10 protein-coding genes and 1 pseudogene are annotated in these 12,484 nt (G+C 43.6%); 3 read left to right on the forward strand and 8 right to left on the reverse strand.

Features of this window, described 5'->3' with window-relative positions:
* Positions 1-54: 54 nt before the first annotated feature.
* Complete coding sequence (locus AC1D7X_RS17315) at positions 55-873, forward strand: AraC family transcriptional regulator (protein ID WP_495457610.1); 819 nt, start codon at positions 55-57, stop codon at positions 871-873.
* Positions 874-875: 2 nt separating this feature from the next.
* Here the strand turns inward: AC1D7X_RS17315 and AC1D7X_RS17320 are convergent.
* From AC1D7X_RS17320 to pgoN, 3 genes and pseudogenes are all read right to left on the reverse strand, one after another.
* Positions 876-1,004, reverse strand: a pseudogene (locus tag AC1D7X_RS17320) (DinB family protein); the annotation flags it as partial.
* Between the two features lie 44 nt (positions 1,005-1,048).
* Positions 1,049-1,879, reverse strand: a complete 831-nt coding sequence (locus tag AC1D7X_RS17325; RefSeq protein WP_495475759.1) for a DUF2785 domain-containing protein — start codon at positions 1,877-1,879, stop codon at positions 1,049-1,051.
* Positions 1,880-2,103: 224 nt separating this feature from the next.
* Positions 2,104-2,946: a glyoxal/methylglyoxal reductase gene (gene pgoN, locus AC1D7X_RS17330; protein ID WP_495457667.1), complete on the reverse strand. Its 843-nt coding sequence runs from the start codon at positions 2,944-2,946 to the stop codon at positions 2,104-2,106.
* Between the two features lie 293 nt (positions 2,947-3,239).
* Here pgoN and AC1D7X_RS17335 point away from each other — a divergent pair, with 293 nt between their 5' ends.
* Together AC1D7X_RS17335 and AC1D7X_RS17340 are read left to right on the forward strand one after the other, a co-directional pair.
* A complete protein-coding gene (locus tag AC1D7X_RS17335; RefSeq protein WP_495475760.1) occupies positions 3,240-4,082 on the forward strand; it encodes a sulfurtransferase in 843 nt (280 codons plus the stop codon).
* A 688-nt stretch (positions 4,083-4,770) separates the two neighbouring features.
* Positions 4,771-5,526 (forward strand): DUF975 family protein, encoded by a 756-nt coding sequence (locus tag AC1D7X_RS17340; RefSeq protein WP_495457604.1) that lies wholly within the window; start codon positions 4,771-4,773, stop codon positions 5,524-5,526.
* Positions 5,527-6,194: 668 nt separating this feature from the next.
* On the opposite strand, the gene AC1D7X_RS17345 is transcribed toward AC1D7X_RS17340, so the two are convergent.
* The 5 genes from AC1D7X_RS17345 to AC1D7X_RS17365 all read right to left on the reverse strand — a co-directional run bounded on the left by AC1D7X_RS17345 (position 6,195) and on the right by AC1D7X_RS17365 (position 12,216).
* A complete protein-coding gene (locus AC1D7X_RS17345) occupies positions 6,195-7,331 on the reverse strand; it encodes a serine hydrolase domain-containing protein (RefSeq protein ID WP_495457603.1) in 1,137 nt (378 codons plus the stop codon).
* Positions 7,332-7,498: 167 nt separating this feature from the next.
* On the reverse strand, positions 7,499-8,509 hold the full coding sequence (locus tag AC1D7X_RS17350; protein WP_495457666.1) for a FecCD family ABC transporter permease: 1,011 nt from the start codon (positions 8,507-8,509) through the stop codon (positions 7,499-7,501).
* Positions 8,509-9,537, reverse strand: coding sequence for a FecCD family ABC transporter permease (locus AC1D7X_RS17355; protein ID WP_495475761.1), 1,029 nt, complete (start codon positions 9,535-9,537; stop codon positions 8,509-8,511). Before AC1D7X_RS17355 ends, AC1D7X_RS17350 begins: the two co-directional genes overlap by 1 nt.
* Positions 9,538-9,635: 98 nt before the next feature.
* Entirely contained in the window at positions 9,636-10,586 is a 951-nt protein-coding gene (locus AC1D7X_RS17360; protein ID WP_495457601.1) for an iron-hydroxamate ABC transporter substrate-binding protein, read from the reverse strand.
* Between the two features lie 946 nt (positions 10,587-11,532).
* A complete protein-coding gene (locus AC1D7X_RS17365) occupies positions 11,533-12,216 on the reverse strand; it encodes a hypothetical protein (protein WP_495457600.1) in 684 nt (227 codons plus the stop codon).
* Positions 12,217-12,484 lie beyond the last annotated feature (268 nt).

Raw genomic sequence — 12,484 nt, forward strand, 5'->3', positions numbered from 1 at the left:
CCATATGTTACTATAGAATAGGCATTTAATAACGAAAAAGGGAGACCTAATCGCATGATAGAATACCTTTCTAGAAACTTGCAACATACTGATTTACATTTAAACCAATATGGCATGGAGCAATGTTTTCCAGAACATGCGCATGGGCCAGCAGTCCGAGATCATTATTTAGTTCATTACATACTAAAGGGTTCAGGAAGATTCGTGGTTGGCGATCAAACGTATCATCTTCATAAAGGGGAGGGTTTCCTAATATGTCCTGGCGTCGTTACGTACTATCAGGCAGATAAAGAGGACCCTTGGGAATATAGTTGGGTGGGATTTCATGGGCTTCAAGCTGAATTCTATTTAACACAGGCAGGACTAAATGCGATACATCCAACATTTCGATATGATCGAGATCAAGTATTAGTTGAATACTTAGAATTAATGACGAATACAAAAGAACTAAATACCGCGCGGGATATGAAGTTGACGGGTCTACTCTACCTCATCCTTTCTCTTCTTGTTGAATGTGCACAAGTGGAATCCAGAATAGACAATAAGGAGAACCGCAAAGAGGTCTACGTTCGTAAAGTGATCGATTTCATCGAGATGAACTACTCTAGTAAATTCACGATCACGCAAATAGCTGATTTCATTGGACTTGATCGTAGTTATCTTTGTTCTATTTTTAAAGAGTATATTCATTCAAGCATCCAGGAATATCTCATTCATTATCGCATGAACATAGCATGTGAACTCATGAATAATACACAATTATCTATCGGAGATATATCGCGTTCAGTAGGGTATGATGATCCTTTATTATTCTCCAAAATGTTCAAGAAATTAAAAGGATCATCGCCGAAATCGTATCGGAATACGATGTGACTCTACTCGAATAAGGATACTAATGGATCTCTTATGTTTTGTGATAACAGACTATGTAATTGACCTCTATGATGATACACATGGGATACAATCTCTAATAACCATTCATATCTCGTATAGGATACTCCCCAATGGGGTTCAACATTTTCCCTTCATACATGATTGATTTTTCTCCTTATTTCTTGTCTAGTCTCTGAAGTGTTTCAACAACGGTAGGGGTGAATCTAAGCAATTGGGGTTGATCTACTAATCTAAAATATAAACTTCTCAACAAACACTTCTTATTCATGTATAGAATATCATCTTCTGGAAGTTGTCTTATCTTCTTCTTTTCACCAAATTTTTGAATCCAACCTTGAATATCATGATCTTGAATTAACTCTCGATTAAGAATACTTACAATAGCACTAACCATTCGCTCATCTTCTTTATTAATATAAACATAGTTATTCACACAAATTTTCGGTTGAATGGCATCTAGCATCTCCATTAGGTCTGCACTTTCCATATACTGAGATTGAACGATATCTTCAAATGCATCGGATGCATGCGCGGTTGAATGTGCCCACCCCTTCCCTTCCACATATCCTCTGAGATCTTGCTCAAGACCTATGTATTCTATCAACTTGTTCTTGATTAACATAACCTCTTCTTTTGATAAAAAAGATTGTTCTCTGTCCTTCCCCATAATTAACGGTATGATTAGTACAGAGAACGCTCGCGTGAATACAGAATCGGTATCTTTCTCTCCTATTCCGTAGAATAAGTGTTGTTCATCCAAGCAGATATGTAGCAGTTCACTTATTTGTTCATTTGTAAATTCACCATGATCTATCCACGTTGCGAATGTTGAATAGATTAGATTATCACGCAATTCAGAATCAATATCACCAATATATTTCATCATTTCTAGTGCTATCTCAAATGCATTCATGGACCCTGATACTTTATATTCATCTTTCTCAATTTGAATCAATCTTTCTTTTAACTGAACATTGTTCATCATCTATATCCCCCTGTGAATCATGTTTAGGATGAGTTACCCTTTACTTCAACAATATGTTCCCTTTAAAGACATTACCATAAAACCCTTTTTCTAGCAGTGAAATAAGTCTACATAAGAGAAAAGCCGTCCTTCTAATGAGGACGGCTTTTTCATTCTTCTACTAGACTCATATCATAAATTTAGGATTACCTTTGTGTGTAACCATTCGTTAGAATGTGAAGGGCTTAGAAATTGAAATTATCTGGGTCCGAACCTACACGGATATTCTGGTTAAGTCCGTTGATTTTGTCCATATCTTCCGAAGAAAGTTCAAAGTTGAACACATCTGCATTCTCGATAATCCGGTGTTCCGTAGTCGATTTAGGAATCGTAACAAAACCATTCTGTAGATCCCAACGCAGGATCACTTGAGCAACCGTTTTACCGTGTTGATCTGCAATCTCTTGTAGCGTAGCGTTGTCCAATAGTTTACCTTGCATCAGTGGTGACCATGCTTCTAATTGAATACCCTGTTCCTCACAGAATGCACGTAATTCGAGCTGAGCTAGACGAGGATGGTATTCCACTTGATTGATCATCGGTTTGATCTCAGCATCTTGTAGTAAATCTTGTAGATGATGAACTTGGAAGTTACTTACACCAATGGCACGTACACGTCCATCTTTATATAGTTTCTCCAGAGCTCTCCAAGTGTCTTTATATTTCTCTTTTACCGGCCAATGCACCAGGTATAGATCTAATGTTTCTAATCCTAACTTAGTCATCGTATCCTCAAAAGCTCTTAATGTTGATTCATATCCTTGGTCCGCATTCCAAACTTTAGAAGTAATAAATAGATCATCACGTGTTAGACCTGATTCTTCCAACCCTTCACGCACCGCTTGACCTACACCTTCTTCATTCTTGTATGCAGCGGCTGTATCAATACTACGATAGCCATGTTTAATCGCCGTTTTTACTGCTTGAATCACTTCTTGTCCATCTTGAGCTTTAAACACACCTAGACCGAACCATGGCATTTTCACTCCGTTGTGAAGCGTTGTTGTATCTTGTAAATTGTTTGGCATCATGTGTGAACCTCCTAAAAGTTTTTGATTCTTACTACTTAGAAACACTTCGAAAAAAGTGAATCGAAAGCATTAACTAAGTTTTGAGCGTTACTCCAGCTAATACCTCGAAAAAACTACTTCGAAAGCATTAACTCACTTATGTAGTGATACTTCAATTAATATACGAGTCAACGCTAATTCGAAAGCATTAACTAGTATTTGTACTCCTCTTTATATTACACTTAAAAAGAGGAATAGACCCAAGCTTTACTAATATTTATATTAATAATATTAAAAGGTGGTGTCAAATCATGACTACAATCATATCAAAACAATGGTTACTCGCTCGACTATATGAAACAGATCTCGTGATTATAGATTGCCGATTTATTATGGGTATGGCTGACGCTCAGGCGGGACGTATTGCGTATGAAGAAGAACACATTCCTGGAGCAGTATACTTTGATCTAGAGATGGATCTCTCCAGCCCCGTATCACAACATGGAGGTAGACATCCCTTGCCTGATATGGATAAGTTCATCAGAACTCTTGAGCGCGCAGGAATTAATAATGACTCACGTATTGTAGCCTATGATGATCAAGGTGGTGCTATGGCATCTCGTTTCTGGTGGCTCTTACAATATATAGGTCACACCAATACATACGTCATGAATGAAGGATTTACGAATTGGAAGCAAGCAGGATATCCTTTGACGAATAAACAACCTGTACGAATTCTCCAGTCCTTTACCGCACATTTGCAACATGACATGGTGGTTTCTATGGAAGATGTCAGAAAATCTAGTAACAATCACACCTCTTTCCTTATCGATTCCAGAGAACCTAACCGCTATTTAGGTTTAGAAGAACCTATTGATGCTATCGCTGGTCATATACCGGGAGCTATTAATAGATTCTGGAAAGAACTAAAGATGGAGAATGGTACTTGGAAGTCAACGGAAGATATTCATGAGCATTTCAATGATATCCCGAAAGACCAAGATGTTATCGTCTACTGTGGCTCAGGCGTTACCGCCTGCCCCAACATCCTCGGCCTCCATGAAGCTGGATATACAAATGTGAAGTTGTATGCAGGAAGCTGGAGTGATTGGATTAGTTACGAGGGAAATCCGGTGGCTATTGGGGAAGAGTAAAGGTGAAGAGCTCCCGTTAGATGCGGGCTCTTTTTGCTGAAGTTATTTTGGGCGCATTTTGCATGCAACCCCATCTGAAGTTAATTTGAGCACATTTCGTATGTAACCACATGAGATTCGTAGCATTGTCTGTATCCGGATCATTAGTAAACGGCTAAAATTATTTTTCACCTTAAATAAGTCTCTATGTCCTTGCAAACGGATAACATGTTTTCTTTAGAAGGCAAATGATTGCCTAAAATTTCAGTTTCTCTAATAGTCGAGGAGGCAAGGAAATTCTTGCTCTTGGAAAAACCTTCTACCCCACCAGCGATTGAGCGGTTGCTTGTTTAATTGTATTCTTAAGTGCGGTTTATATAGATAAATTATGATTACGCTTCAGAAATTCAAGCATTATTTAAGCATTAAATGTGTTGACTATTCTCGGTTTCTCTAAAGGAAGTCCATGGCTTGTATGAGGAATGACAGTAACTTCAATACCTTTCGATCCCACAACAAGTACATGTGTGAGAGCAAAAGGCGGGTATATAGACATACTCAACCTGCCATAAACGTAGGATCCATTATCATCTCTGCAATCTTCAGTATACGACCACAAGTTATAGTAACTAATTGTTTGTCTTATGACATAAACTATGGTGTATATTGTAATTTAAAGAATAAAACGAAAATAAGAAGAGAGGTCTTTATGTGGGATCGTAAAGAAATAAAGCAAAGGGCTAAGGCTGTACTCCGCACATCGTATTGGAAGGCTTTTGTGGTGAGTTTAATTCTAGTCTTTATCGGAGAAGGCTCTGGTATCCCAAGCTTAAATAATAACACGGGATCATCAGCCCGTTCAGAAATGTCTAGCTCGGGTCTGTATTTCGATTGGGAAGTGTTAGGTCCTTATCTTTTAATCGCATTAATCATAGGTATCATCATCGTAGTAATTGGAATTGCATTTCATATCCTTATCGGTTCTCCACTTACCGTAGGTTCATTGCGTTACTTCAAGCAATCTGCCGAGGGTGAAATCCGTATGGGCAATATCGGCTATGCGTTTAACAAGGACCGGTATTGGGCTATAGTTCTAACCATGCTCTGGAGAGGTTTTTTGAATTTCTTATGGTTCCTGCTACTGATCATTCCAGGAATAGTAAAATCCTATGCGTACAGTCAGGTACCCTACATCCTTGCGGACAATCCGAACATCGGGTATAAACGTGCAGTAGAATTAAGCAAGCAAATGACACACGGCAATAAGGGCCATATGTTTGTGCTTGATTTGAGTTTTCTTGGCTGGATTCTGCTTGGACTGCTGGCACTCGGCATCGGCGTCTTATTTGTTCAACCCTATATCAATGCCACGAAGGCCGAGCTTTACTTGGAATTACGCCAGAATGCGCTTGAGTATAATTTGACAACAGAACATGAACTCCGGCTAGCACAGACACCATTTTAGAATCGTATTGCTATTCATTAATACCATGATGGTGTCGCTGAGAGCGGTAGGCATCAAGTGTTGCAGTAGCTCCACTGTCTTTACATGTAGTTATGACCTACCGATAAATGGATGTATGATTACATGCGCAACAGTTAACTTAAATCAGCATTGTAATCCGCAACCGGCTTAACCAGTTGGTTGTTTACCCAGTACGCTACTGAATATTAGGCAATAAAAGAAAGAACAGATCTTGCTCAATACAAAGTACAGATATTACAGCTCTCATGCTCATTGCCCTCTTGCAACCCTACGTTTGTTTGATCATATTCTTGAGTAGATCCCCTGGGATAGAAAGAGTCTGGTTACCCTCAATCGCTGGCAAAATAGTAAACTCCTCAGGATCCAGACCTACCATTTGGAGTGATTGGATCAGTTATGAGGGAAATGAGATTGTGACCGGGGGGAGTCTAAAGACGGATAAGTCTTGTGGGACGGGGGTTTGTGGGATGTAACAGGTTGTGAGTACGTAACCTGTCACATCCCTTTTGGCATTTCTCTGCAATACCTTGCAACCATGAAACAGACGAAAGTAAACTTAGCTGCTTCATTGCGCTATGTTATCAAAAAGAACGGCGGTAAGGACACATGGCATTGTCCCGAACCGCCGTTTTTTCTATCCGGATACCCTATTTCAGGCAGGCATATATGATATTTTTTAATCGCGGATGTATGTAAGGCTCTTGACTGTTCACCAAATGTTGCGCATACATGACGGTCAGCTGAGACTCGGGATCGATGACCGCGAGGCAGCCAGCCGCGCCGCTCCAGCCGAATTCCCCGAGTGGGGACAGGCATCCGCTGCCCACTTTGGAAATATGGGTTCTGACACCAAGCCCATAGCCGTAACCTGCTTGATAATCCCAGTTGTAATCGCCCCGCGTAAGATCGGTTAGGTGGTCCGTCCGCATCAGATCGACACTGGCAGCTGACAAGAGGCGCACGCCGCCTGGGCTTGTACCGCGATTGGTCAGCGTGTTCAAGAAAAGCGTATAGTCGCTTACGGTCGATAGCAGGCCGGCCCCACCGCTCTCGAATTCCGTGCCGCTACGATACCAATCTCCATCCATAAGTACGGCCTTGCCGAGTGCATCATTGTATTCGTATTGCGGTACAAGGCGGCTCTTCTGCGCTTCGGACAGGAAGAAGCCGGTGTCGCGCATACCGAGCGGCCCGGTAATTTCTTCGCGCACATACGTGCCGAAGCGTCTGCCGTCCACCTCTTCAACAAGCGCCGCAAGAACGTCATGGCACAAGCTATAGTTCCACCGGGTTCCCGGCTCGAATAGCAACGGTTGCTTTGCGAGGGCAGCCGCATATTCTCGGGTCGGCAACCGACCATTTGTGCGTTCCGCAGCTTCCCGGATGACTGGCCCATTGAAGTCGTAAGAGAAGCCGGCCGTCATTGTGAACAGGTCGTGTACTGTGATCTGCTTCTCCGCCAACTTCGTTTCAGTTCCTTCGTCCGTCTGCGTACTCCGCACTTGCATTTCGGCGAACTCCGGCAGATAGGAGGAGATCGGATCGCTAAGTAGCATCGTTCCCCTTTCAACCAGCTGAAGCGCGGCCGTACACGTCAATATTTTCGTAAGTGAATACAAATAGATGATCCGGTCCTCATCGATCGGCGTCTTCGCTTCCAGATCAGAATAGCCGGCGCGGTAACGGAATACTATTTCATTTCGATGCATAACAAGTACCTCCGCCCATGGAATACGCCAGGCAGTGATGTGATCAATAAACCGGGACAACGATGTGAAGTCCATAATACCCCTCCTCTACTGAAAGTCTTCATTTCATTATTTTACAGGACTGCCATTCTTGCAAACTACTGACTATACATATTTACAACTAGAACGATTGGTATGCCTGCATCAATTGGATAATTCGTGAGGGGCAAATAGTTCATATTATTTGACCCTCAAGCAAGGTACTACCCTTCCTTAAATAATAAAAGATAAAGGAAATATGGAGCGCCGATAAACGCAACGACGATTCCGGCTGCGATTCCGTTCGGCTCCCATAGATTCCGGCCTATCGTATCCGCTAACAGCAGTAGCCAACCTCCGATCAGTAGTGACACAGGTATTAACCGCTGATGTCTTGGTCCGACCAGCGCTCTAGCAATATGCGGCGCCATCAAGCCAATAAACGAGATACCTCCGGTAACCGAGACGGCTGAAGCCGCCAGCGCGACCGCTGTCAGCATCAGGAGGATTCGGTCTCTGCGGATCGCTACACCGACCCCGACTGCCGTTAAATCGTTTAACGAAAGCAGATCCAGCGCTCTTGATTTGTACAATGCGTAGGGAATCAGAATGATCAGCCAAGGCAGCAAGGCCACCACAAACGGCCAGTCTGTTCCCCAAACGTTGCCCGCTAGCCACTTGGAGATGAAATCCACTTTGAGTCGATCAACCGAAGACATGAGAACGACCATTATTCCGGAGAGAGCCAAGGAGAACCCGACTCCGGTTATGACCATTCGAATCGGTTGAATACCTTGGCCCCGGACGTAAGAGAAAGCATAAATAAGAATCGCGGTGCTTAGACCTCCGATAAAGGCCATAAGTGGAATCGCGTATATGAACGAATCGACGTTAATCGGGGCAAACAAAAAGAAGACTGTAACGCCGACTCCTGCACCCGCATTAATACCGATAATTCCAGGATCGGCCAGCTCATTACGGGTAATCCCCTGTAAGATGACGCCGGATAACGCAAGTGCCATGCCCGCGAGCAACGTAATCAACATCCGGGGTAGACGGATTGAGAACAGCACGAAATGGTCTTCGAAGGTTCCATGACCCATAATCGTCGGGATAAGCCTATCATACGATACAGGGGAGGACCCGATGCCCAAGCCTATCAAAATAGTTGCCAGAATAAGAAAAGCTATGAACGTAATGATGACCTTTTGTTTACGAAGAAACCTTGAATTAATCATGAGAACGAGCGCACTCCTTTCCGAACAATGAACAGAAAGAACGGCAATCCTAGAATAGCCACAATAGAAGCAACAGGCGTCTCGAATGGGACATTGATCATCCGGCCTAATGTATCGGCGAATACCATAAAGGCACTACCGACAATCGCGGATAAAGGTAGAACAATACGGTATTGGGTACCAACGAAGACACGTACAAGATGCGGAATCATCAGACCTATAAACGCTAGATTGCCGACGAGTGAGACAGCGGCACCTGCCAATAACGTAATCAGAACGTAAAGCGCAATCCTGACTTGCGTCGTTTTCAGGCCAAGTCCAATCGCGGTCCCTTCATTCATGCTAAGAATTGTCAATTGCTTTGATAACAGAATAGCAACTACGATACAAATCACGATAACGGGAGCGATCGTCTGGATCTGTTCCCAAGTCGTGCCGATCAGTCCGCCGGAAGTCCACATGGCCACGCTCTTGGAAATTTTATAGCGGAGGCTAATACTGTCTGCCACCGCCGCGAGTAGCGCCGAGACGGCCGAACCAGCCAACACCATTCGGAGCGGGGACAAATTCCGTTTCCGCAGGGAGGTAATGCCGAACACCAGCATCACGCTGAATGCGGCACCGATAAAACAAGCCACCATCGTTCCGAAATAACCAACACCGGGTAAAAATGCAAATGTAACGGCCAACGCAGCATTGGCGCCAGATGTCAGGCCAAGCAATCCAGGGTCGGCGAGCGGGTTGCGGGTCAAGCCCTGCATGATCGCACCGGCAACGGCCAGAGCCGCTCCGACCAGTACGCCGCCGACTTCGCGGGGAAGCCGAAGCTCGCGAATGATGGAGATATCTTCACCCGTCGCTTGCGGATTGCTTATGGCGCTCCAGATGTCGGCGAGCGAAACATTCTTCGCCCCAAGCATGACGGCCAGGGCGAACATAACAACAAGTATAACTAAGCTAAGGAGCATCTTGAACGCAACAGAGCTTGATAGCTTGAGTGGAGGCTTCATTATCATCTCTATCATCTATTCCTTCTTCGCCTGCAGAAAAAAGGAACGCATAGAGCGCTCCTTCTTATCTCTGGCACATGGTTTAATTATTCATTTAATTTTTAAGCTGACGGTTAGTTCCCCAACAACGACTTGGTGATGAAATTAAGCTGATAGTCGAGCGACAGAGCGTCGTTGAAATAGAACGTAGTTGCGTCTACTTCATAGACATGATTATTCGCAACGGCTGGGATATTCTTGTAAGTCGAAGTCTGCTGGAAGGAAGCATCACCTGCTGAGTCTTTACTATAGATAACGTAATCCCCCATGAATTGCGGCAGAATCTCCAGAGACAAATCATAATAGCCTTCTTTGGCCGTCATTTCTTTGACCTTGTCTGGCATCTTCAATCCCATGGCCTGATAGACGATTTCCGTGCCGCGTCCCCAGCCATTTCCGAAGGTGTACAGCGATTTCGAATCCCCTTCGATGATGGTGACGGTACTGTCGGCGCCGATCTTGGCTTTGATTTCCTCACCGGCCTTCTGAGTTCGTTCCTTGAAATCGGCGATCCATTCAGCCGCCTTCTGTTCCTGGTTAACAGCTTTGCCGATCTCCAGAATCTGCGTTAGATAATCAACCTTGTTGTAGGTGTATGTAATGAGTGGAGCAATTTGCTTTAGTTTATCCGCATTCTTAACATCCGACATAGCGATGATCAAGTCCGGCTTAACGTTCAGAATACTTTCCTCATTCTCATCGGATACTTCGGCGACGTCTTTCAATTGATCCTGAAATTTAGGGTTTGCTTTAGTCCAGGAATCTACTCCAACGATAGGAACGTCTAATGCCAATAGATTGCCCGCATATCCAGACAGGATGACGACACGCTGCGGGTTCGCTGGAACATCGATCGGACCGTTCTCCGATTGATAAGTAATAGTGTCGGAACCATTGTCCTCCACAGATTTGCTTGCATTTGGACTTGTTGAGTTGTCGGCATTGGCGTTATTGTTCGCATTGCTACCGCAACCACTAACTACTAGAACTACCAATAAGATAAGGGGCATAAACCATCTCTTCATTAATTGCAATCTCCTTTTGAATGAATTCAGCTTGATAAAGATTTAAAGATAAAGAAATAAAGATAAAGAGATAAAGAAATAAAGATAAAGAATGATGATACTGATGATACTGATGATACTGATGATACTGATGATACTGATGATACTGATGATACTGATGATTATGATTAAATTAATAATGATAATCATTATCATTGTACTAATATCAAATTCTAACTTCTTGCCGTTTATATGTCAATCGTATCTTTTTATCATATTTTTCCCCTGTCTTCTGTCTCGTGTTCCCTGTACCTTGCACTATCTATTTTGTGTTGACTCGTTCTGGCTGTGAACCCATAATTGTAGCCACCCTTTCGTCAACAGGTTAGGCCCAATTGCAACGAAGGAGCTTGGAAGAAAGTACAAGGACCCGCGTTGGACGCGGGTCCTTGTACTTTCCTGGCAAATCTGGGGTTTGATTTACCTTCGCAGTATCATTTTGTATACGATTTTCCGCATACATTGAGCACATTTACCTTCCTGCTCCCACCATGTATATGATTTTTCGCATACATTTGGTCCGATTACGCCCCAGCCCCCACCATGTACTCGATTTTTCACACACATTGGGCCAATTTACCTTCCTGCCCCCACCATGTATTCGATTTTTCACACACATTGGGTCCGATTACACCCCAGTCCCCACCATGTATTCGATATTTCGCATACATTGAGCACATTTACCTTCCCACCCCCACCATGTACTCGACTTTTCGCATACATTGAGCACATTTACCTTCCTGCCCCCACCATGTATTCGATTTTTCACACACATTGGGCCCGTTTTCCCCACCACCCCCACCATGTATTCGATATTTCGCATACATTGAGTACATTTACCTTCCAGCCCCCATCATGTGTTCGATTCTTCGTATACATTCATTCATTCGTGTGTCAGCATTCACCATTAAACCAAATCTGGACTTTGGAGTGTACCTATATACTCATAGTAAATTATCCGCTGAGATGCCCCTCTAGCCACCGGACGAAATTTACCTTTATCCACCAACATGCGGCAGTATTTGATGACTGTCATCGTATGCAACTCCAGCTCTCTCGCGGCATCAGCCGGGCGGAGAACACGTTGGTGACGAATGGATGCTCGCATCAAATCACGCTCGATTTTGGAATAGGCTCTCTCTGCTGTGTTTTTCGCAGACTTTCCCGCGGACAAATAAGGAAACAGGATGTTCCGCAGCGCAGAGAGGATGAAAGACGGATTTTCTTTCAGTTCATCCAATGAAATATAGAGCACTGTGCAGTCCTGTGACTGTAAAAAAAGCCCGCGGTTCAGATCCATCCTGTACTTGCTCCGGTCTGTGCCATGCGAGCCAAAGTCCATAATTTCAAATGCAATACGCGAGGCTCCGACTTCCCAAAGAATATCCACAAAATAGGATCTTCCACGCCAATCCTTAACTTCGTATTCCGGATGTAGTCCGTGAAAATGCCCAGTAAGCGGCCACCATACCTGCTCTACAAATAAGCGATTTCCGTAACCATGACCGCGTTTTAATGCATCGAGCCGTTCCCCCTTCCTACGTTTAATATGACTGCTCAACCATCGCTCATGTTCACTCTTAAACCCCATTTCCTTCCCCTCGCTCTACAACGAAATATGTTAAAAATCGCACAAAACCCCGTCTCCTCCCCTAGGGGGAAGAAGACGGGGCATTCTTTGCCACGCTTACTTATGTCTATATAGTGTGCCACATTTTTTGCCGCATTTGCCTATGTCTATACATATTGTGCCATATTTTCATTGGCAAAAACAATACGAAATTGATACCTAATCGATAGCGGAATCTCGCTGTCGATTACAATCATATTACGTATTGATTCTCAGCCTCGTTATACTT

The organism is Paenibacillus sp. Y568, assembly GCF_059445545.1.